This is a genomic window from Lonsdalea quercina subsp. quercina, assembly GCF_000688655.1.
In the GTDB taxonomy this organism is placed as follows: domain Bacteria; phylum Pseudomonadota; class Gammaproteobacteria; order Enterobacterales; family Enterobacteriaceae; genus Lonsdalea; species Lonsdalea quercina.
Genome location: NZ_JIBO01000004.1, coordinates 113,612 through 133,839 on the forward strand (window position 1 = coordinate 113,612; position 20,228 = coordinate 133,839).

A 20,228-nucleotide genomic window follows, 5' to 3' on the forward strand; every position below is an offset into this window, starting at 1 on the left:
AGGGAGCGGAGAAGGTTACTGCGGTTCGTTTTCGTCAGTGTAACGTTTTGCTTTGTAGGCCGGGTGCATCAGGTTCTGTACGGAGAAAATATCGTCCAGCTCAGCTTCGGTCAGCAGGCCGCGTTCCAACACGACTTCACGTACGCTTTTTCCGGTTTCGGCGCAGATCTTACCGACGATGTCGCCGTTATGATGACCGATAAACGGGTTAAGGTAGGTGACGATGCCGATAGAGTTGAATACGTAGGACTCACAGACAGACTGATTGGCGGTGATGCCGTTCACGCATTTTTCCAACAGGTTGTAGCAAGCGTTGGTCAGAATGTGGGTGGACTCAAACATGGCCTGTCCGATCACCGGCTCCATCACGTTCAGCTGTAGCTGGCCTGCTTCGGCCGCCATCGTGACGCAGGTATCGTTGCCGATCACCTTGAAGCACACCTGATTGACTACTTCAGGAACAACCGGATTGACCTTCGCCGGCATGATGGATGACCCGGCCTGCAACTGCGGCAGGTTGATTTCATTAAGACCGGCGCGCGGCCCGGAGGAGAGCAGGCGCAGGTCGTTACAAATTTTCGACAGTTTGACCGCCAGGCGTTTGAGCGCGCTATGCACCATGACATAAGCGCCGCAGTCAGATGTGGCTTCAATCAGGTCTTCCGCGGAAACGCAGGGCAGGTGGCTCACTTCGGACAGTTTTTGCACAGCCAATTGTTGGTAGCCGTCCGGCGTGTTCAGCCGGGTGCCGATCGCCGTCGCGCCCAGGTTTACCTCCAGCAGCAGTTCTGCGGTGCGCAGCAGGTTTTTGTTCTCTTCCTGCAGCAGAATGTTGAAGGCGTGAAACTCCTGGCCCAGGCTCATCGGCACGGCGTCTTGCAACTGGGTCCGTCCCATTTTCAGGATGTTTTCAAACTCTTTAGCTTTGCGCTCGAACCCTTCTCCCAGATGCGTGTTGGCATCAACCAGTTTCAGGATCGCGTTGTAGAGGGCGATACGGAAACCGGTCGGATAGGCATCGTTGGTCGACTGGCACTTGTTCACGTGATCGTTGGGATTGAGGTATTGGTATTCGCCCTTTTGGTGTCCCATCAGTTCGAGACCGATGTTAGCCAGTACTTCGTTGGTGTTCATATTCAACGAGGTGCCTGCTCCGCCCTGGAAGACGTCCACCGGGAATTGATCCAAACATTTGCCGTTGTTGAGCACTTCGTCGCAGGCGCGAATGATCACGTCGGCGATTCTACGCGGGATGGTCTGCAGTTCGCGGTTGGCCATTGCCGCCGCCTTTTTCACCATCACCATGCCGCGGACGAAATCGGGGACGTCGCTGATTTTCTGATTGCTGATGTAAAAGTTTTCAATAGCGCGAAGGGTATGGATGCCGTAATAAGCATCGGCGGGTACTTCTCGGCTGCCTAACAGATCTTCTTCGATACGGATATTGTCTGACATAAAGAGCCTTCTCTTACTCTTCTATAAGTTAGCATTTATACAGCTTATCGTAATGCATTTTCCCATTCGGGATGGTGTATTTGACCGATACTAACGGCTATCGCATTATTATATTCTTAACCTGTACGTGAAATAGTCGCCTTGATCACATCTGGGCATTCCATTGTCTGTCTCCTGAGTGAATCGTAACGAATAGTCACGCCGTGTGACTATAGGTAAAAACGTTAGCAGCCAAAAAAAACACGCGCATAGGTTGAAAAGTAGCGTATGAGCTACCATTTCAACCGTAATGTAACGAGATGATGGGCGCGTTGAATGCGCACCGAGAGCTGTTTATGACTGCGCCGATAGCATATTACGAGCGCTGGTTTTAGGAATATACTTTTTATTAATACGTTAAATATCAATTACAGGAGCACCGGGTGCGCTGGATACCTTTAATACTGATTTTCCTGTTGGCCTACATTGAAATTTTCATTTTCATCCAGGTCGCCCATGTGCTGGGTATCGCCATTACGCTGCTGCTGGTGGNGTTTACCTCCTGCCTCGGCGTTTCACTGGTCCGCAATCAGGGAATCAGAACCTTTATTCAAATGCAGCGAAAAATCGAAGCGGGAGAAAGCCCGGCGGCGGAAATGGTGAAAAGCGTTTCGCTGGTGATGTCGGGATTTCTGCTGCTGGTGCCGGGGTTCTTCACCGACTTCCTCGGCCTGCTGCTGTTGCTGCCAGCGTTGCAAAAGCATCTGACGCTGAAACTGATGCCGCATTTGCATCTCTGGCGTTCGCGCTCGTCGGGTCCGGACGGAGCGCAGGGCGATGTCTTCGAGGGCGAATATCAACGTAAAGATCAACGCCCTGAACGCATCGAAAAACATGATGAAAATGACGACCGCTGATTCAGGCGGTCTTTTTTTATTAGCTATTTGATCTGTTGAGTTTTTTTCACAGACCGTGAAAAAGTGCGAACAAAGAGAAAAAATTTTACCTTTCTCCCTTGAAGCCCGTCGAAACGTCCCCACTTACTTTTGCACCAGGTCGGATATAAAAGCATATCCGGCATGTTACCTAAACTGACATGGACTTTCTCAAAGGAGAGCTATCAATGAAAATTCGTCCATTGCATGACCGCGTTATCGTCAAGCGCAAAGAAGTTGAATCAAAATCAGCTGGCGGCATCGTTCTGACCGGTTCTGCAGCGGGGAAATCTACCCGTGGCGAAGTCCTGGCTGTAGGTCATGGGCGTATCCTGGAAAACGGTGAAGTTAAACCGCTGGATGTGAAAGTTGGCGATACCGTTATTTTCAATGATGGTTATGGCGTGAAGACAGAAAAAATCGACAACGATGAAGTACTGATCATGTCCGAAAGCGACATCCTGGCAATCGTTGAAGCCTAATCGTGCGTAATCCTCTGAACTGAACGAATTTAAGGGAAACAACCAATGGCAGCTAAAGACGTAATTTTCGGTAACGACGCTCGAGTAAAAATGCTTCGCGGCGTGAATGTACTGGCTGATGCAGTTAAAGTCACCCTGGGGCCGAAAGGTCGTAACGTAGTGCTGGATAAATCCTTCGGCGCTCCGACCATCACCAAAGACGGCGTGTCCGTCGCCCGCGAAATCGAGCTGGAAGACAAGTTCGAAAACATGGGTGCTCAGATGGTTAAAGAAGTGGCTTCCAAAGCGAACGACGCTGCGGGGGACGGTACGACTACCGCTACCGTACTGGCGCAGTCCATCGTCAACGAAGGTCTGAAAGCCGTTGCCGCGGGTATGAACCCGATGGATCTGAAACGCGGAATCGACAAAGCCGTTATCGCCGCGGTCGAAGAATTGAAAAAACTGTCTGTGCCTTGCTCTGACTCCAAAGCCATCGCTCAGGTAGGTACCATCTCCGCTAACGCCGACGATACCGTGGGCAAGCTGATTGCCGAAGCGATGGAAAAAGTCGGTAAAGAAGGCGTGATCACCGTTGAAGAAGGCACCGGCCTGCAGGACGAACTGGACGTGGTTGAAGGTATGCAGTTCGACCGTGGTTACCTGTCTCCTTACTTCATCAACAAGCCGGAAACCGGTTCTGTTGAGCTGGAAAGCCCGTATATCCTGCTGGCTGATAAAAAAATCTCCAACATCCGCGAACTGCTGCCGGTACTGGAAGCTGTTGCCAAAGCAGGCAAACCGCTGCTGATCATTGCTGAAGACGTGGAAGGCGAAGCCCTGGCGACTCTGGTGGTGAACACCATGCGCGGCATCGTGAAAGTCGCGGCTGTGAAAGCACCGGGCTTTGGCGACCGTCGTAAAGCCATGCTGCAGGACATCGCTACGCTGACTGCGGGTACCGTGATCTCTGAAGAAATCGGTCTGGAGCTGGAAAAAGCAACGCTGGAAGATCTGGGGCAGGCTAAACGCGTCGTCATCAACAAAGACACCACTACTGTAATTGACGGTATCGGTGAAGAAGCGACTATCCAGGGCCGTGTTTCTCAGATCCGTCAGCAGATTGAAGAAGCGACCTCTGATTACGATCGTGAAAAACTGCAGGAACGCGTAGCGAAACTGGCTGGCGGCGTTGCGGTCATCAAAGTCGGTGCGGCTACCGAAGTTGAAATGAAAGAGAAAAAAGCGCGCGTTGAAGATGCCCTGCACGCGACCCGTGCCGCGGTTGAAGAAGGCGTGGTTGCCGGTGGTGGTGTTGCGCTGGTTCGCGTAGCGAATGCAATCCGTTCACTGACTGGCGAAAACGAAGATCAGAACGTGGGTATCCGTGTTGCGCTGCGCGCGATGGAATCTCCTCTGCGTCAGATCGTCGCCAACGCCGGTGAAGAGCCATCTGTTGTTGCCAACAACGTGAAAGCGGGCGAAGGTAACTACGGTTACAACGCCGCTAGCGAACAGTACGGCAACATGATCGACATGGGTATCTTGGATCCGACCAAAGTAACGCGCTCTGCTCTGCAGTACGCTTCTTCTGTCGCTGGCCTGATGATCACCACCGAATGTATGGTGACAGACCTGCCGAAAGAAGATAAAGCAGACTTAGGCGCTGCTGGTATGGGCGGCATGGGCGGTATGGGCGGCATGATGTAAGATGCGTTAAGCATCGCATCATCGCTTAGGAGGCGGCTGACGGCACCTATAACGCCAGCATCCCTCCAAGCCCTGATAGCCAATAAAGAACGACCGGGTCAACATTACCCGGTCGTTTTTTTATGTCTTGCCGCGGTTCGTCTTGTTTACGCTGTCATTCAACTCAAGTCGACGATCAGCGCTGCATCAGGCTACTAAGTTTTATTGACTCAAATTCAATTTTTTAAGCTACGAAACAGGCGGTTAAATAACCCTTACAATTGGGGGGGGNATAAATGAAAGGCCGTGGCTGTCGCGAGCAAAAAAACTGTCTAATAGATGGCAGGCTAAATTGTTTTTGAGGATCACCATCGGCGCGAAATATAGCGAAGAGGGTAATTAATCAATGAAACGGCAGAATCTTTAGGGAGACAGTTCATGCTTTCCCAGTTGCCCACAAACCAAAAACTATTTCTAAGGGGGGCGATTGTCCATTGCGAAAGTATGGTTTTTTGTCCCTATAATCAAACAATTAGCAATTTTTATCGCAAACTGCTCTAATCCCGAAAGGTGAAAATAAGCCACGCTATTAATAGCGGGATTTTTATTGTATTAATAGCCCATAAGGCGGGCAATGGCGCGTGAATATGCCATGGCGTGATGGCATTGAAATATCATGAAATTCGGATGAGCGGCCGGTGATAACGCTTGATCCTGACTTCTTTGGCTCGATAACGCCATATTTGCTTCCGGCGCGTTTAATAGCATAACGAGTGTATGAAAATCATGCAGATCATTAATCCCAAGGGCATAACAACTCATCAATGCGCTATTCTACGCTACAATGGAAACCGTTTACTTTATTTACTAAACCCAAGGCGAGGAGGGGGCAATGACAGATGAGACGGTAGATCTCCTGCGCCCGGTGACCTGGTGCGAGTTCACAGATGTCCCTGCCGCAGTCGCCGAATGGCTCGCCTATCGAGACTCAATGACTGCGCGATTGGAGACCCATTGCCGGCGTCTCGACGTGGAGGTCTCCCACGAAGGTTTTATCTCGCCATCGGCCTTAGGGGAGGCGTTGCCGCTATTGCCCGTCAGCGAACGCTTCTGGCTTCGGGAAGTGACGCTGTATGGTGACGGTAGACCTTGGTTATTTGGCCGTACGGTGATCCCTGAGCGCACGCTGCAGAAATCAAACCAAGCGTTGACGCAGATTGGGCGTGTGCCTCTCGGACGATATCTGTTTCAACACGGCGCGCCGGAACGCGACTTTATCAATCCCGGACATCGCGGCGATCTGTGGGCTCGCCGTTCACGACTGCGGTTGGCGGGCCATCCTTTATTGCTGACAGAAATTTTTTTGCCTGATTCCCCTATTTATTCTCCGCTCAGTTCTGATGCTGAACGGTAGAGAGGAGACGATGAGTTGGAACGAATTTTAACGACGGGACGATGGATGGTGTATTGTCGCCTGATGCGGATCGATAAGCCGATAGGCTCTCTGTTGCTGCTGTGGCCGACGCTGTGGGCGCTATGGTTGGCGGGACGCGGCGCGCCAGCAAGCTGGACACTCTGTGTGTTTGTGCTGGGCGTATTCCTGATGAGAGCTGCGGGTTGCGTCATTAACGACTACGCCGATCGCCATTTTGATGGTCATGTTAAGCGTACCGCATCGCGACCCTTACCCAGCGGCATGGTCAGNGAGCAGTCCGCGAAAACGCTGTTCGTGATCCTGGCGCTGGTCGCCTTTGGGCTGGTGCTGACGTTAAACTCCACGACGATCTGGCTGTCGGTCGTCGGGCTGGCCTTGGCCTGGGTTTATCCCTTTATGAAGCGGTTCAGCCATCTGCCTCAGGTTGTGCTGGGCGCGGCTTTCGGTTGGTCGATCCCCATGGCCTATGCCGCCGTTAGCGAGTCGCTACCTGTCAGCTGCTGGCTGATGTTTTTCGCTTATCTGTGCTGGACCGTGGCCTACGACACCGAGTATGCGATGGTCGACCGCGATGACGACCTCAAGATCGGCGTGAAGTCGACGGCTATCCTGTTCGGTCGTTACGACACCGTTATCATCGGCGTGCTGCAACTGTTGATGCTGGGGGCGATGGTAATTTTAGGGCGTATTTCCGACCTCGGCGCAGTGTACTATGGGTCGTTGCTGGCGGTAGCGGGGCTGTTTGTTTATCAGCAGACGCTGATAGCGGGGCGGGATCGCGATAATTGCTTCAAGGCTTTTCGCAATAACAACTTTGTAGGGATGGCGCTGTTCGTCGGGATAGCGCTGAGTCTCTAGAGAAAGGCCTGCGGCCGACTTGCCGCAGGCACATGCCGTATTATTCCACTTGTTTATTCTGTTGCACCGTCGGCGCCGTTACGACTACGGCGGGGCTTTCGATCGTTAACCTGACTTCCGGTGTAATCACGTCGCCCAAAATCGCATAGATCGCCTGCACTTTTTCCAGCACGGCATCGCCGCTGTCGCTGATATATCCTTCGCTGCGCAGCGTATTGACCAGCGTAGAAAAGACCGCTTTATCAAAGAACTCCGGCGCGTTGATACCGTGCAGGAGGGACAGGCGCTGCGCCATCGCACGGCTTTCTTTCTCCAGCGTACCGCGATTGATCGTCGGGTCGCCCTTCAGCAGCAGGAAGGTGATGGCGTATCGCTGTAGCGTTTCGATAACGCCAGCGGCCAGCAGCTGCAATGGGCGGCTACGCTCGCTATTCGGCGTCAGGTTTTCGCCGTCTAACTCGATCAAGCGTTGATTCGCCAGCTCGGACGTCAACGCCTGCAGGACATCGGCCAATTGCGCCGTTTCGTAATGCAGGAACAGCTCCGCTTTCAGCAACGGATAAATCAACGTCACCTGGCGTAACAACTCGGTCTGAGTAATGCGCCGATGGTGCACGATAATGCTGGCGACCAGAGAAGGCAGGATCAGCAGATGCTGAATATTGTTGCGGTAATAGGTCATCAGCACAGCCTGATCGCTAGGAAGGCTGATGATGGTACCCAGCTTGTCGTTTTCGACCGTAAATTTGTCCATCTTCAACGCATGGTCGATCAGTTCGGCAGGCGTCTTGTTCGGCGTCGTCGTGTTTTCGGTATACGGCACGTTGCGCATCAGTTGCAGATAGCATTCTAGCTGTTCTTCCAACTGCGTACGGGTCATTGCGCGCTGGGGCGACACCAGAAGGGCGGTTGAACACAGATTCATGGCGTTGGCCGCCGCAGCGTTGTTGATACGTACCATGATGTCGGAGGCAATGTCCTGCACGGTAGGCGTCAGCCAGGCGGGGCGCTGCGCTTCGATTGGGTCGATGGCGTCGCGCCACTGCGGAACCTTGTTGTTGAGATAAGTCATCAGCGGCAGCGGTTCGCCAAAGTTGACGTAACCCTGTCCCAGATTACGCAGCTTGCGAAGTCCGCGCACCATCTGGAGAAACCCTTCTTTTTCCTTGGTGGCGCCGCGCAGCTCTTTGGCGTAAGTGCCAACTTCCATCACATGCTCGTAGCCGATGTAAATCGGAACCAGCGTAATGGGTCGCGTGCCGCCGCGCAGCATGGCCTGAAGCGTCATAGCCAGCGTGCCTGTTTTTGGATCCAGCAGGCGACCGGTGCGCGAGCGTCCGCCTTCCACGAAGTACTCTACCGAATAACCACGGGTGAACAATTCGCCGAGATACTCGCGGAACAAGGTGGAATAAAGTTTGCTGCCTTTGAAGGTTCGGCGGATGAAGAATGCGCCGAGGCGGCGGAAGATAGGACCCGCCGGCCAGAAGTTCAGGTTGATTCCTGCGGCAATGTGCGGCGGCACCAGCCCCTGGTGATACAGCACGTAAGAAAGCAGCAGGTAGTCCATGTGGCTGCGGTGACAGGGAACATAAACGATTTCATGGCCGTCTTGAGCCAACTGCCGAACGCGTTCAGCGTTATGGACGTTAATCCCTTGATACAGCCGGTTCCAGGTCCAGCCCAGTACGCGGTCCGTCAGACGCACCGCTTCATAGGAGAAGTCGGCGGCGATCTCTTCCAGCATCGCAATTGCGTTCTGCTGGGCTTTCTCACGCGAGATTTTCTTGGCTCGGGCTTCGTCATCCACCGCTTTGGCGATGGCTTTCGATGACAGCAGTTTCTTGAACAGCTCCTGTCTGACCGGCAGGCGCGGACCGACGGCGGCCAGTCGCAGACGAGCGAAATGCATACGCGCCNCGCGAGCCAGTTTGTGGGCGATGGAGTTATCCGTGCCGTGCTCTGTCGCTATATAGCGTAGGGATACTGGCGTTGAGAAACGAACGAAGCTGTCGCGTCCCAGCCACAGAACCGCAAAGAATTTTTCGATGCCGTTCAGCAGGCGCAGCTGAGGCGCTTCCTGCTGATGCCCTTCGCGCCCAGGCGAGCGGCCGAACATGACTGAAACCGGCACCATCTGGACATCCAGCGACGGATTATCGCGATGCAGATCCAGATAGTCGTGGAAAAGCTTGATGGATTTCTCTTTGGGCACATAGTAGCGAAATACGCGCGGGCCATTATTGACGAATACGTAGCTCGGCAGCGCTTCCCCGTCGACAATCAAGGGTTCGAGTGGGTCCTGCAGCCCCAGCGCGAGGCACTTTTCACGCAGCGTCAGTAAGTCTGCTTTGGAATTGTAGGGCAGAACGTAGAAAATAGGACGTGTAGGATCGATATCCAGCTCAGCGATCGGATCCAGAGGAATAATTTTGCTCTTTACCAAAAGTTTTAGAGGGAAATTCAATAGCTTATAGTATATTTTACGCCAACCTGACATAACAACTGAGAACCTCTTATTAGCAATGCGCCGCAAGGATAACAGAAACCTTATCGGATATCTGTGGTCATGAGACAATGGGGTAACGCCAAAATTGCGTTCGAAACTAAATAAAAAGGGAGTAAGCAAGGATCATGAATAAGGCGACCGGGATTACCCGCCTTGTCAAGGCAACGGGCTATTCGTTGCAAGGACTCAAACAGGCATGGAGGCATGAAGCGGCCTTTCGTCAGGAAACCATTCTTACTCTGGCAGGCATCATTATTGCCTGTTGGTTGCCAGTTTCAATATTAGAACGGTTATTGTTGATTGGCGCGGTAGTGCTGATTGTGATCGTCGAGTTGCTGAATAGTGCTATCGAAGCCGTGGTGGATAGAATTGGCAAGGAATATCATGAGCTTGCGGGGAGAGCGAAAGATTTTGGGTCAGCTGCGGTGCTGGTGGCTTGTCTGTTGGCGGCCGTGGTCTGGGGTGTCTTGCTGTGGGGCCATTTTGCGTGATGGCTCTCATGAATGACGCCAAAAAACAAGGCATAACGCGATTTCTCAGTTCCCATAGGCAGTTTCCCTGTATATACTCACAGCGAAACTGTATAAACAACCAGGGGGCGGAATGAAAGCTTTAACGACCAGACAACAAGAGGTTTATGATCTTATTCGCGATCATATTTCACAAACCGGTATGCCACCCACCCGAGCAGAGATCGCTAAGCAGCTGGGATTCCGCTCTCCTAATGCCGCTGAAGAACACCTAAAAGCCCTATCCCGTAAAGGCGTGATTGAGATTGTCACCGGTGCATCCCGCGGTATCCGTCTATTGATGGAAGAAGAGTCGCTCGGTCTTCCCTTGATTGGTCGCGTTGCAGCAGGGGAACCTCTCCTGGCTGAACAGCATATCGAATGTCATTATCAGGTCGATCCGACCATGTTTAAGCCAAATGCCGATTTCCTGCTGCGAGTTAGCGGTATGTCGATGAAAGACATCGGTATTCTGGATGGCGATTTATTGGCTGTGCATAAAACGCAGGATGTTCACAACGGTCAGGTTGTTGTGGCGCGCATTGAGGACGAAGTCACGGTAAAACGATTGAAGCAGCAGGGCAACAAAGTGCAACTGTTAGCTGAAAACAAAGATTTTTCACCTATCGTGGTCGATCTGAGCAAGGAAAATTTTTCTATTGAAGGACTAGCCGTCGGCGTCATTCGCAATAGCGACTGGAGTTGATAGGCCTGCTTGCTGAACGCCCCGTTTATGCATCTTCCGTTACGTTTGGTCTTTCTTGCTGAACGTAACGGGCAAAACCGAAGCAAAGCCAAACATTATTCACCGCCTCAGTCCCTTCTCCCACCTCTAATTTTTTCCTAAGATTCCATTCTCAGTATCGCCGTTCGACACTGATAAGGCCGACTCTGAAAACGATACGCTGCTCAGCGTTTTTTGATGACGATACTGTGGTCGTGGTTGCAGCTGTCGCGATGGTCGCAGGCTTCGATTTTCCTGCACTCAACGCACATACCGTGCGCTTCGACTACACTGTGGCGTAAGGAGAATCCCGTCTGGACCGCGATCTGCCGCAATATCTCTTCGATGCCTTCCGTGGGGCTTTCCGTTACCTGGCGACAACGGTCGCAGATAAATAGCGCCGAGGTATGGCTGTGTTCTTCGAAATGGTGGCACAGCACGTAGCTGTTGGTGGATTCCACTCGGTGGATAAATCCTTGTTCGAGCAGGAAATCCAACGCGCGGTAAACGGTGGGGGGCTTAGCCTGAGGTTCAGCGACACGGAGCAGATCCAACAAGTCGTAAGCGCTGATGGCGCCGGGCTGTTGGGCCATCAGACGCAGTACTTCCTGACGCTGCGGCGTAAGTCGCACGTTGCGTTGCTGACATAGTCGTTCAGCCTGAGCAAGAAGTTTGGTCGGATCGGTTGAATCCATTGCTGTAACCCTGAAGAAAAGTGGTGAGGATAATGGTTTATCTTACCATGACTCCGCAAAAACGCCGAGTCAGGCAGGGAAAGCGCTACACCACCAAATCGATCAGCAGGGCCCGCCCCGGCGTTTTCGCCTGCAGGGCGATGGCCGTTTCCTGTTGGATAAAAGCCCCGTCGCCGCAACGCAGCATTTTGCCCTCATCGACTTGGCAGCGGATGCCAAACTCACCGTGAATAGACTGAACGTAGGCGCGGTTTCCCTTCAAGGCATGCGTCAGCGATTCTCCTGCGGCCAGATCAAGATGGTAAACCCAGACCTGTTGTCTTAGGTGTAGGCTGCCATTTTCATCATCTGGGGAAGCCAGCAACTGACAGTGCTCGCCGTTCAGAGACATACGCTGTAGCGAGAGGTTTTCGCGCGTCGGACAGGCATCCAACCATAGCTGAATACGGGTCAGCGGTATGTCGTTGGCAATATTCTGTTCGCTATAGCTGAGGTGGGGCTGGGTCGCCAGCAACATGACGTCGCCGGCTTTAGCCTGCGTGTGGCTGCCGTTATTGTCCCGATATTCGGCTTCGCCTTGCAGAAGAATATTCAGGATATCGACGCGCGGATAGGTCCGCGCCTGGAAGGCGGCCTTGGGCGCCAGGACTTCCTGATTCAACACGCGTAGCGAGCCGAATCCCAACAGGTCAGGGTCAAAATAGTGGCCGAAAGAGAACGTGTATCGTGCCTGCAGCCATCCGTAGTCAGCCTTGCCGCATTGCTCTGCTGCTCTGCTAATGATCATGGTGTCAGGCCCTCATAATTATTCGACCTTACAAAGGTAATAGGCTGGACGGTTGATTGTTAGCTAGTTAATCTGGTGAGGACGTTCAAAAATCCTGAATGAGAATATTTATGTCGAAAGATCGGGCGTTAACATTGGAAGCGTTGCGGGTGATGGATGCTATTGATCGTCGGGGTAGCTTCGCCGCCGCGGCAGATGAGCTGGGAAGAGTGCCTTCAGCGCTGAGCTACACCATGCAAAAGTTAGAGGATGAACTGGACGTGGTTTTGTTCGACCGCTCGGGTCATCGCACTAAATTCACCAATGTGGGAAGGATGCTGCTGGAACGTGGGCGAGTTCTGCTGGAAGCGGCCGATAAGCTGACGACGGATGCCGAAGCGCTGGCTCGCGGTTGGGAAACCCATGTCACCATTGTCGCGGAAGCGTTGGTGCCGACGGAGCGACTTTTCCCNCTGCTGGACAAGTTGGCGCAAAAAGCCAACACGCAGGTTTCTATTCTGACCGAGGTACTGGCAGGCGCCTGGGAGCGGCTGGAACAAGACCGTGCCGACATCGTGATCTCTCCGGATATGCATTTCCGTGCAACGTCCGAGGTTAATACGCGCAAGCTCTATTCGGTGAAAAGCGTCTATGTCGCTAGCCCGGATCATCCCATTCATCATGAACCCGAACCGCTGTCAGAGGTGACTCGCGTCAAATATCGAGGCATCGCCATTGCTGATACCGCCCGCGACCGCCCTGTGCTCACGGTGCAATTGTTGGATAAACAGCCTCGGCTGACGGTGAGTACCATGGACGATAAACGCCGGGCTTTGCTCGCCGGGCTAGGCGTTGCGACGATCCCTTACGAACTGGTGGCGCAGGATATTGCTGAAGGGCGGCTGCGGGTAGTCAGCCCGGAAAGCACCTTCGAGAGCCAGATCATCATGGCCTGGCGCCGCGACAACATGGGCGAAGCCAAGTCGTGGCTGCTACGGGAAATCCCCAAAGTATTGCGTGATTCCTGATGAGCGCCAACTGAAAGGACGGCAATGCGGGCGCCCCCCCCCGGTTCTGCCGTCACNCTGAGCCTTTACTGGGCATTAGAGGCGAAATCGGCTCTCTCGGTCGTGCGGTTTTGTTAACGATAACTCCGGGCCGATGGAGATAATGCCGCAGGGGTTAATCGTGGCATGGCTGCGGTAATAGTGGTGGCGAATGTGATCCATATTAACCGTGTCAGCGATACCTGGAAGTTGATAGATATCCCGAGTAAAACCGTACAAATTTTCATAATCCGTCAAACGCCAGCGGTCGCACTTGAAATGGGTGTGGTAGACCGGGTCGAAGCGAACGAGCGTGGTCCATAGCCGCAGGTCGGCTTCCGTTAGACGTGAGCCGGTCAGATAACGCTGTTGGCTCAGCCGTTGTTCCAGCCGGTCCAGCGCTTCAAACAGTTGCGCGACTGCCTCATCGTAAGCGCTTTGCTGCGTGGCGAAGCCCGCCTTGTAGACGCCATTGTTAACCTGAGGGTAAATCCATCCGTTCAACTCATCAATCTCCTCACGCAGCGCCAGCGGGTAGTAATCTCCCGGTGTCGCGCCTACCTCGTCAAACGCCGTATTCAACATGCGGATAATATCCGCCGACTCGTTGCTGACGATGGTTTGTTGCTGCGTATCCCACAATACGGGTACGGTCACTCGGCCGCTATAGTCCGGCTTGGCGTGCAGGTAGAGCTGATAAAGGTAGCTGTGTTGATAGAGTCTGTCGCCGGTAGCCTCTGGAAAATCGGTCGCGAACGTCCATCCGTGTTCTAACATCAAAGGGTGCACCACGGAGACGCCGATGTACTTTTCCAACCCCTTCAGCTTGCGAATTAACAGCGCCCTGTGCGCCCACGGGCAGGCGAGCGAAACGTATAGGTGATAGCGTCCGGACTCTGCGCGAAAGCCGCCTTCGCCGCTGGGACCGGGGCGACCGTCGGGCGTCACCCAATGGCGGAATGAGGTTTGCGGACGTTGGAAATGCCCCCCTGTTGACGAGGTGTCATACCAGGTGTCGTGCCATTGCCCTTCAACTAATTGTCCCATCGTGCTCTCCTCCCCAAAGTGATATCGCGCTGAACGCCAGCTTATATCGGCTATCTCTTGAGCCACAACCCGCCAGCGTGAAACAGCTTGAAAACTGTGGTGTGGCATTTCACACGGCCGGTTGCAATAAGTACAGCACGACTGTTCTGGGTATTACCACCTCTTATTCAATAGGCGGTCGAGACTGTAAGCGCCGGGTCCAGTGACGAATAACAGGAGGTAACCACCCGAAATGGATAGGTTTTTCATAAACATCAGTTCATTACCCGCTTGCGCAAAATCGTGGTGGAAAATAAGCGCGGTAAGAAGAGTAAAAATTGCCGTCGAGACGGCGGCGATGCGAGTGAGAAATCCGAACAGGATTGCCAGCCCGCCGCCCAGCTCCAGAAGAATAGTGAGGGGCAGCAACGCGCCGGGTACGCCCATCGCCTGCATGTACTGCTGAGTGCCGGCGTAGGCGTCGCCCAGTTTGCCGTAACCGGCGTAAATGAACAGTATCGGCATGAGTATACGGGCAACTAATATCAGGATACTGTCTGATTTTTTCATCAATTCTCTCTCCGGTCGACCTAGTGCGATTCAGCACTCTAATGGCGATTAACTCTCGATAATTAATCGGTTTTTAGCCGCGCATTACGGTTGAGAGAGATGTTAGAAGGGAAGGGAGAGGTAAGACAGCAAGTAAAATTGTCTTTTTTGTTCAATTAAATTGATTTAAATGTAGGGGAATGAATAGCCATACGTCCGGGGGTATGGCTATGTCTGTGTGAGCTAGGCGCGAGGGAGAATATTTCGTACCAGTTTTATTGCACCCCAAACGCCTGCGGCTTTACGAGCCACTTTGAGCAGACGGCCGGGGCGTCGCAGGCTGACGACGGCGATAAACCCCGCACCAGCAATCAGATAATTACGCATGCCGACGAGTTTTTGCCAATAGCGATCGCACGATTTAGTCGCTTCAAGCCACTGCCTTTTTTCCGAGACCAGTTCAATACGTTGCTGGTGGATTAAACTCACCAGCCGCGCTTTTTCCTGCGCCAGATACCGTTTACGGCTCACTTCAGCTTTTCCTCCAGCAACGCCCGGTCGTTAGCCAGCTCTTTCCGGGTCTCTTTGAGCAGGGTCGCACTGCGCGCGCGCAACAGCGCCCAAAGGCCGCCGATGACCGCCAGTCCAAGCAGAATCCCGGTTGTCCAGCACAGTCCCAGTAAGCGATACTCAGGTTGCAAGCTCCAAATCACCAGCGCAATCAGGCACATCAGACCAAATGTGGTGAATATCAGGGTTAGCCCAACCAACAGCAGCAACTGAACCAGATTGCTCTTCTCTTGTTCAAGCTCGACGACGGCGAGCTTGACCCGCGTTTCAACCATNCCTGCTAGCAAGGTGATGATACGTTTCACCGTCGCGACGCAGGCAATGGCGGGGCCTTGTCGTTCTTGATCACTCATAGCGATTAACGACGTGCGAGCAGAATGCCGACGACGAGGCCCACGGCCGCGCCAATCCCAACGCCAGCCCAAGGCTTTTCACGAATGTAATCTTCAGCCTGTCCGGTCGCTTCACGCGTGTGAGCTTTGATACGTTCACCGGTTTCATTCAGTCGGGAGCGGGATTCCTGCAGGACGCCCTCCGCTTTTTCGCGCAGTTTTTCCAGGTCGCCCTTAGACTTTTCGCTGGAGCTACGCAGCACTTCTTCCAGCGTGTCGCCAAGAGATCGTAATTCTTCACGTAACTGCTGTTCTGAATTGGATTCACGAGACATAGCAAAACTCCCTAATGTGATGAAAACTGATATTCAACTATAGACGATATTTCAAATTGCGCGCGGCAAACCCTTGCGGAGATTGCGATAAAGACGCCGCAACGGCGGTGACGGAAGTACGGTGAGGTAACCCCGAGGACTTATCCCAAATGAGATGATGGCGGCGAGGAGTACTTCTGCGCGGGCTGACCGCTTTTTGCTATCTGAGTCACGACCTTGACCTGCGGGAGCACCATGCGCAGCACCTCGCGCGCATCTCTGCTCTGTTCCGGACAAGACAGTCTTACCACAATGCTGTCCTGCGCCGGGATGATGCTTTCAATGCCGATGCCGCGCTCGTTGAGACGCTGATAAATGTAAAACCCATCAGGAAGAGGGGCGCCCTGATGCTGTGGGCTGATATGCAGGGTGACTTCATCGGGCGTGTGGCGTGATGACGTCACCATGATAATAACGGGCAACAGCAGTAGCAGTAGACGCCAGACGGGCTTGTTTTTCAGCCAGCGGCTTACCATGTATTAATGTCCTTTTCCACGATTAACGGCGCGTTTCTTGCGCCAGAGTACAACCAATGATCCCACCAATCCGATGCAGAGCAATACCAGGGGCAGCATCATGAGGAAAAACATCAGCTGGCCTTCGTATTTACGAAAGACTGGCGTATTGCCCAGCGCATAGCCGAGCGACACCAAAATGATGACCCACAGGAAAGCGCTCATCCAGTTGAAGAACTGGAAGCGTGCGTTATTCAGCCCGGATAGCCCGGCGATGGTGGGCAGCAGCGTCCGGATAAATGCGAGGAACCGCGCGATCAGTAACGCAGACAGGCCGTGACGGTGGAACAACTGGTGCGCTCTTTGATGGTAATGCACGGGCAAGTGAGAAAGCCAGCTCTGCACTAGCCTCGTATTGCCGAGCCATTTGCCTTGCAGATAGCTCATCCAGCAGCCCAGGCTGGCCGCGGTGGTCAGCAGAGCGATAGTAAATGGATAGTTCATTGTGCCTTTGGCGATGAGCACGCCGACAAGTATCAACAGGCTGTCGCCCGGCAGGAAGGCGGCGGGCAGCAAACCATTTTCCAGTACGAGGATCAGGAACAGTAGCCCGTAAATCGTCCAAACCAGCTTGGGGTTGGCAAGTATGTCGAAGTTTTGGTGCCAGAGTGCGTTAAGAAGCTCTTTAATCATTTCCATCTGGTATTCCTGTACTGCGGCACGGGGATAAATTCTCTGCCCCCCATGAACGGCAATAGGTCACGGTAAGTTCAAATCCTGCTGGTATAGCGTGAATTTGCGCCAACAAGGCTTCTTTCGGCGAGAAGCAGGTTTAGCCTGATGCATCGGCAATGAAACGGGACTCGATGATGCGTTATTTATTGATTTTAATATTCGAACGATCCCGGGTCGGCATACCGGAAACGACGACGGTAATACAGCGGATGGCCACGACTGCGTGGAGTCATTGCGCGTTAAAATGACCGCCATCCTGTTTCAGGGGGGTTGCCCAATCTGCTACCGATAAATATAAAAAAAACGCCATAACTGTAACAAAATAGGTAGGGCTGAGATAGGGAAATATCAGCGATAAAAGTCAGAAAATTCGAGGTCTTAGCCGCGAGAATCGTGGATATACCCATATTTTACACTTACTGACAGAAATCGACGTTTTATGACCTTTTTCCTACTGTCCTGATGATGTCCGACCGGCAAAAAGCCGACAAACAGGCACAGTATAGACAACCATCGGAATAACATGGAAAAGAGAACGCCCGGTCAGGTATTTTACCGGGCGTTTTATTCAGTGTCGCAAAAATGACGTCACGGAAGTCAGCGTGCAGCTCGTCGATTGATCCAAATATTGATCAGTATGGTCACCATCAGTATTGCCGCCACGATGCCGAGCGACAGCGAAACGGGGATATGGACGAGGTCGATCAGCATCATTTTGACGCCGATGAAGATCAGGATCACCGCCAGACCATATTTCAGCAGTGAGAACTTTTCGGCCACGCCGGACAGCAGGAAGTACATGGCCCGGAGACCGAGAATAGCGAAGAGGTTGGAAGTCAGTACGATAAAGGGATCGGTCGTTACCGCGAAGATGGCGGGAATACTGTCCACTGCGAAAATAACGTCGCTGATTTCCACCATGATCAACACCAGGAACAGCGGCGTGGCATAAAGCAGGCCGTTTTGGCGGGTAAAGAAACGCTCGCCTTGCAGGGCGTCCGTCATCCGCAGATGCTTGCGAAGCCAGCGCACCACCGGCTTGTCGCCGACCGCCGCGCCATCGTCTTTCGCCATTGCCATTTTGACGCCGGTAAACAGCAGAAATGCGCCGAAAATATACAGCAGCCACTGGAACTGCGTCACCAGCCAACTTCCTGCGAACACCATGATAGTGCGCAACACGATGGCGCCCAGCACACCGAAAATCAGCACACGGCGCTGATACTGCGCCGGGATGGCGAAGTAACTAAACAGCATCAACCAGACGAAGACGTTGTCGACCGCCAGCGCTTTTTCAATCAGATACCCGGTAAAGAAGGCCAGCGCCTGCGCGTCGGCGATCTCCCGGCCCATCGTGCTGGTGAGATACCACCAAAAACCGGCGTTGAACAGCACGGCCATAGTGACCCACACGATGGACCAGCTGGCCGCCTGCTTGAACGTCATGACCGCCGATCCTTTTTTCCCCTGAGAGAAAAGGTCGATAGCCAGCATGACCACTACAATGGCAGCGAAGCTGCCCCACAACCACGGTGTGCCTATGGAAGCCATAGCTCATATCCTTAATATGTGAAAACAAAACGGCCCACGACGTAAGGCGTGGGCCGTTTGTGCGCATTAATCACAAATGAACCTCGCCTTCCGGCAAGGTCTCACTTACAACTTAATGTGCGTACGCATTAAGGTTGCCCGGTAACCGAGTGCAAGCGCACTGTAATGACGACTGACCGGCGAAGAAGTTACTCCCCTTTGCGTGATTAAAGGTAGGTGAAATTTTGACCACGGTCAAACCGACTTCGCCCACAGTGCGGGGAACCTCGGTCAGGGTGCCGCAGGTTGTACTCGAACAAGGGAAACACAATGATGAGAAAAGCATTTACTGACGCGTTCTTTTAGGGGATAAACAGCGCAAATTTGCATTTTTACAGGAGAGGCTATGAGCCAACTCGATTTGGAAACGAGCACCTTGACGCTGGTGCGCTATCCCCTCTCGGCTCACGAGACCGCACTGCAGGCCTGGGAAGCGGCCGACGAATATCTGTTGCGCGAACTGGCGGACATGCCGTTGGGCGACGGACCCTGCCTGATTTTTAACGACGCGTTCGGCGCGCTGGCCTGTGGGTTACAGGCGCAATCGCCTTGCAGCATCAGCGATTCGTATCTCAGCCAATTGGCGACACGGCACAATCTGGCGCTGAACGGTTTTGACGCCGAGGCGGTAACTTTGCTGGATAGCCTGTCTGAACTGCCTGCGGCTCCGGCGATGGTGGTCATCAAAGTTCCAAAGACGTTGGCGTTGCTGGAGCATCAACTGCGAATGCTCAGTAAAGTGGTGACGCCACAAACGGTCGTCATCGCCGGGGCGAAGGCGCGCGACATTCATACCTCGACGCTTGCGTTGTTCGAACAGATCCTGGGTCCGACCCGGACCTCTCTGGCCTGGAAGAAGGCGCGCTTGATTTATTGCCAGCCCGATGGTCGGGAAGCCGGCTCGCCCTTGCCGCTAACGGAATGGCCGGTGCCCGAACACGGTTTCCAGATAGCCAATCACGCCAACGTCTTCGCGCGCGGCGGTCTGGATATCGGCGCGCGACTGTTCATGCAGCATTTACCGCAGGCGCTGGAAGGCAATATCGTCGATCTGGGTTGCGGCAACGGCGTGGTGGGTCTGACCNCCCTTGATCTTAATCCGCAGGCCACCATCAGCTTCCTGGATGAATCTTATATGGCGGTGGCCTCCAGCCGTAAAAATGTGGAGTTAAACCGACCGCAGGATCTCGAACGTTGCGGGTTTGCGGTTAATAATTCGCTGTCCGGTATCGCCGACGGGAGTCTTCAGGCCGTGCTGTGCAATCCGCCGTTTCATCAGCAGCAGGCGATCTCGGGCGATATCGCCTGGCAGATGTTCATGGATGCGAAGCGTTGTCTCAGTGTTGGNGGGGAACTGCGGATTATCGGCAATCGCCACCTGAACTATTTCCAGAAGCTCAAGCGCCTGTTTGGGAATTGCGAAACTATCGCGAGCAATCCGAAATTCGTTGTGTTGCGCGCCATGAAAAACGCAGCCAAACGTCGCTAGCCCGGTAAACGATGCCTGAGCCTGAATGGGCGATTTGTGGTCAAGAG

At 53.3% G+C, this 20,228-nt stretch carries 21 protein-coding genes; 9 read left to right on the top strand and 12 right to left on the bottom strand.

Features of this window, described 5'->3' with window-relative positions; translation table 11 throughout:
* Nucleotides 1-15: 15 nt before the first annotated feature.
* On the bottom strand, nucleotides 16-1,455 hold the full coding sequence (gene aspA, locus RZ35_RS03380; RefSeq protein WP_026742041.1) for an aspartate ammonia-lyase: 1,440 nt from the start codon (nucleotides 1,453-1,455) through the stop codon (nucleotides 16-18).
* Nucleotides 1,456-1,877: 422 nt separating this feature from the next.
* On the opposite strand from aspA, the gene RZ35_RS03385 reads away from it, so the two are divergent.
* The 5 genes from RZ35_RS03385 (at nucleotide 1,878) to ubiA (ending at nucleotide 6,812) form a co-directional block, all read left to right on the top strand.
* Nucleotides 1,878-2,351 (top strand): FxsA family protein, encoded by a 474-nt coding sequence (locus tag RZ35_RS03385; RefSeq protein ID WP_026742042.1) that lies wholly within the window; start codon nucleotides 1,878-1,880, stop codon nucleotides 2,349-2,351.
* Between the two features lie 206 nt (nucleotides 2,352-2,557).
* Nucleotides 2,558-2,851, top strand: coding sequence for a co-chaperone GroES (locus RZ35_RS03390; protein WP_026742043.1), 294 nt, complete (start codon nucleotides 2,558-2,560; stop codon nucleotides 2,849-2,851).
* A gap of 45 nt (nucleotides 2,852-2,896) precedes the next feature.
* Complete coding sequence (gene groL, locus RZ35_RS03395) at nucleotides 2,897-4,540, top strand: chaperonin GroEL (RefSeq protein WP_026742044.1); 1,644 nt, start codon at nucleotides 2,897-2,899, stop codon at nucleotides 4,538-4,540.
* Between the two features lie 871 nt (nucleotides 4,541-5,411).
* The gene (gene ubiC, locus RZ35_RS03400) at nucleotides 5,412-5,933 is read left to right on the top strand and encodes a chorismate lyase (RefSeq protein ID WP_026742045.1); all 522 of its coding nucleotides are present in this window, start codon (nucleotides 5,412-5,414) and stop codon (nucleotides 5,931-5,933) included.
* Between the two features lie 15 nt (nucleotides 5,934-5,948).
* Nucleotides 5,949-6,812: a 4-hydroxybenzoate octaprenyltransferase gene (ubiA, locus tag RZ35_RS03405; protein WP_026742046.1), complete on the top strand. Its 864-nt coding sequence runs from the start codon at nucleotides 5,949-5,951 to the stop codon at nucleotides 6,810-6,812.
* 40 nt (nucleotides 6,813-6,852) lie between these two features.
* On the opposite strand, the gene plsB is transcribed toward ubiA, so the two are convergent.
* Nucleotides 6,853-9,312, bottom strand: a complete 2,460-nt coding sequence (gene plsB, locus RZ35_RS03410) for a glycerol-3-phosphate 1-O-acyltransferase PlsB (protein WP_026742047.1) — start codon at nucleotides 9,310-9,312, stop codon at nucleotides 6,853-6,855.
* A gap of 131 nt (nucleotides 9,313-9,443) precedes the next feature.
* On the opposite strand from plsB, the gene RZ35_RS03415 reads away from it, so the two are divergent.
* Nucleotides 9,444-9,812 (top strand): diacylglycerol kinase, encoded by a 369-nt coding sequence (locus RZ35_RS03415; RefSeq protein WP_026742048.1) that lies wholly within the window; start codon nucleotides 9,444-9,446, stop codon nucleotides 9,810-9,812.
* 112 nt (nucleotides 9,813-9,924) lie between these two features.
* Nucleotides 9,925-10,536 (top strand): transcriptional repressor LexA, encoded by a 612-nt coding sequence (lexA, locus tag RZ35_RS03420; RefSeq protein ID WP_026742049.1) that lies wholly within the window; start codon nucleotides 9,925-9,927, stop codon nucleotides 10,534-10,536.
* Nucleotides 10,537-10,739: 203 nt separating this feature from the next.
* On the opposite strand, the gene zur is transcribed toward lexA, so the two are convergent.
* Both zur and RZ35_RS03430 read right to left on the bottom strand, forming a co-directional pair.
* Complete coding sequence (gene zur / locus RZ35_RS03425) at nucleotides 10,740-11,249, bottom strand: zinc uptake transcriptional repressor Zur (RefSeq protein WP_026742050.1); 510 nt, start codon at nucleotides 11,247-11,249, stop codon at nucleotides 10,740-10,742.
* A gap of 85 nt (nucleotides 11,250-11,334) precedes the next feature.
* The gene (locus tag RZ35_RS03430) at nucleotides 11,335-12,036 is read right to left on the bottom strand and encodes a pirin family protein (protein ID WP_026742051.1); all 702 of its coding nucleotides are present in this window, start codon (nucleotides 12,034-12,036) and stop codon (nucleotides 11,335-11,337) included.
* 110 nt (nucleotides 12,037-12,146) lie between these two features.
* Between RZ35_RS03430 and RZ35_RS03435 the strand changes: the two genes are divergently transcribed.
* Nucleotides 12,147-13,043 (top strand): LysR family transcriptional regulator, encoded by an 897-nt coding sequence (locus RZ35_RS03435; protein WP_026742052.1) that lies wholly within the window; start codon nucleotides 12,147-12,149, stop codon nucleotides 13,041-13,043.
* A gap of 75 nt (nucleotides 13,044-13,118) precedes the next feature.
* Here the strand turns inward: RZ35_RS03435 and RZ35_RS03440 are convergent, their stop codons facing one another.
* The 8 genes from RZ35_RS03440 to RZ35_RS03475 form a co-directional block, all read right to left on the bottom strand.
* Nucleotides 13,119-14,108, bottom strand: a complete 990-nt coding sequence (locus tag RZ35_RS03440) for a glutathione S-transferase family protein (RefSeq protein WP_026742053.1) — start codon at nucleotides 14,106-14,108, stop codon at nucleotides 13,119-13,121.
* Between the two features lie 153 nt (nucleotides 14,109-14,261).
* Nucleotides 14,262-14,657: a DoxX family protein gene (locus RZ35_RS03445; protein ID WP_026742054.1), complete on the bottom strand. Its 396-nt coding sequence runs from the start codon at nucleotides 14,655-14,657 to the stop codon at nucleotides 14,262-14,264.
* Nucleotides 14,658-14,879: 222 nt separating this feature from the next.
* The gene (locus RZ35_RS03450) at nucleotides 14,880-15,167 is read right to left on the bottom strand and encodes a YqjK-like family protein (RefSeq protein WP_026742055.1); all 288 of its coding nucleotides are present in this window, start codon (nucleotides 15,165-15,167) and stop codon (nucleotides 14,880-14,882) included.
* A complete protein-coding gene (locus tag RZ35_RS03455; protein ID WP_026742056.1) occupies nucleotides 15,164-15,559 on the bottom strand; it encodes a phage holin family protein in 396 nt (131 codons plus the stop codon). Before RZ35_RS03455 ends, RZ35_RS03450 begins: the two co-directional genes overlap by 4 nt.
* A 5-nt stretch (nucleotides 15,560-15,564) precedes the next feature.
* A complete protein-coding gene (locus tag RZ35_RS03460) occupies nucleotides 15,565-15,873 on the bottom strand; it encodes a DUF883 family protein (RefSeq protein WP_026742057.1) in 309 nt (102 codons plus the stop codon).
* 140 nt (nucleotides 15,874-16,013) lie between these two features.
* On the bottom strand, nucleotides 16,014-16,388 hold the full coding sequence (mzrA, locus tag RZ35_RS03465; protein WP_026742058.1) for an EnvZ/OmpR regulon moderator MzrA: 375 nt from the start codon (nucleotides 16,386-16,388) through the stop codon (nucleotides 16,014-16,016).
* 3 nt (nucleotides 16,389-16,391) lie between these two features.
* Nucleotides 16,392-17,066: a DedA family protein gene (locus tag RZ35_RS03470; RefSeq protein WP_026742059.1), complete on the bottom strand. Its 675-nt coding sequence runs from the start codon at nucleotides 17,064-17,066 to the stop codon at nucleotides 16,392-16,394.
* Between the two features lie 633 nt (nucleotides 17,067-17,699).
* On the bottom strand, nucleotides 17,700-18,653 hold the full coding sequence (locus tag RZ35_RS03475) for a TerC family protein (RefSeq protein WP_026742060.1): 954 nt from the start codon (nucleotides 18,651-18,653) through the stop codon (nucleotides 17,700-17,702).
* Between the two features lie 385 nt (nucleotides 18,654-19,038).
* On the opposite strand from RZ35_RS03475, the gene rlmG reads away from it, so the two are divergent.
* Nucleotides 19,039-20,181, top strand: coding sequence for a 23S rRNA (guanine(1835)-N(2))-methyltransferase RlmG (gene rlmG, locus RZ35_RS03480; protein ID WP_026742061.1), 1,143 nt, complete (start codon nucleotides 19,039-19,041; stop codon nucleotides 20,179-20,181).
* The last annotated feature ends 47 nt before the right edge of the window (nucleotides 20,182-20,228 follow it).

Coding starts and splice junctions, on each gene's coding strand:
- lexA (WP_026742049.1), top strand. CDS start 9,925: ATGAAAGCTTTAACGACCAGACAACAAGAGGTTTATGATCTTATTCGC.
- RZ35_RS03470 (WP_026742059.1), bottom strand. CDS start 17,066: ATGGAAATGATTAAAGAGCTTCTTAACGCACTCTGGCACCAAAACTTC.
- RZ35_RS03475 (WP_026742060.1), bottom strand. CDS start 18,653: ATGGCTTCCATAGGCACACCGTGGTTGTGGGGCAGCTTCGCTGCCATT.
- RZ35_RS03430 (WP_026742051.1), bottom strand. CDS start 12,036: ATGATCATTAGCAGAGCAGCAGAGCAATGCGGCAAGGCTGACTACGGA.
- RZ35_RS03460 (WP_026742057.1), bottom strand. CDS start 15,873: ATGTCTCGTGAATCCAATTCAGAACAGCAGTTACGTGAAGAATTACGA.
- aspA (WP_026742041.1), bottom strand. CDS start 1,455: ATGTCAGACAATATCCGTATCGAAGAAGATCTGTTAGGCAGCCGAGAA.
- mzrA (WP_026742058.1), bottom strand. CDS start 16,388: ATGGTAAGCCGCTGGCTGAAAAACAAGCCCGTCTGGCGTCTACTGCTA.
- groL (WP_026742044.1), top strand. CDS start 2,897: ATGGCAGCTAAAGACGTAATTTTCGGTAACGACGCTCGAGTAAAAATG.
- RZ35_RS03445 (WP_026742054.1), bottom strand. CDS start 14,657: ATGAAAAAATCAGACAGTATCCTGATATTAGTTGCCCGTATACTCATG.
- ubiC (WP_026742045.1), top strand. CDS start 5,412: ATGACAGATGAGACGGTAGATCTCCTGCGCCCGGTGACCTGGTGCGAG.
- zur (WP_026742050.1), bottom strand. CDS start 11,249: ATGGATTCAACCGATCCGACCAAACTTCTTGCTCAGGCTGAACGACTA.
- RZ35_RS03390 (WP_026742043.1), top strand. CDS start 2,558: ATGAAAATTCGTCCATTGCATGACCGCGTTATCGTCAAGCGCAAAGAA.
- RZ35_RS03440 (WP_026742053.1), bottom strand. CDS start 14,108: ATGGGACAATTAGTTGAAGGGCAATGGCACGACACCTGGTATGACACC.